Origin of the sequence: Stenotrophomonas sp. SrG (assembly GCF_050031795.1) — a bacterium.
Lineage (GTDB): Bacteria > Pseudomonadota > Gammaproteobacteria > Xanthomonadales > Xanthomonadaceae > Stenotrophomonas > Stenotrophomonas rhizophila_A.
This window is the reverse complement of record NZ_JBNBBE010001288.1, coordinates 1-236: the sequence shown is the minus strand read 5'-3', so window position 1 is coordinate 236 and position 236 is coordinate 1. Positions and strand designations below refer to the sequence as shown.

The following is a 236-nucleotide window of genomic DNA, read 5'->3' as shown; positions in this document are numbered from 1 at the left end:
GCGTAATCCAGGTTCACCTGCACCGTGCCGGTGCGCGTCATCATGTCCAGCCCAAGCGAACCCACCTTCGGCATGTAATCGCGCATGATGCGGTCGCGGCCCTTCGGCATCCACGGCATCTCTTCGCGCGTCCACTTCGGCTGGAAGCCCATGCCCAGGACGCCCAGCTCCAGCTCCGCCGCCACCTGCGCCACCTCGTGGAGGTGCGTGCCGGTTTCCACACAGGTCTGGTGGAT

At 65.7% G+C, this 236-nt stretch carries 1 protein-coding gene; it reads right to left on the bottom strand.

Translation table 11 applies throughout. The features are described from left to right. Window positions 1–236, bottom strand: a 236-nt coding sequence (locus ACQG3P_RS23570) for a glutamate-cysteine ligase family protein (protein ID WP_426806400.1), incomplete at both ends; no start/stop codon positions are given.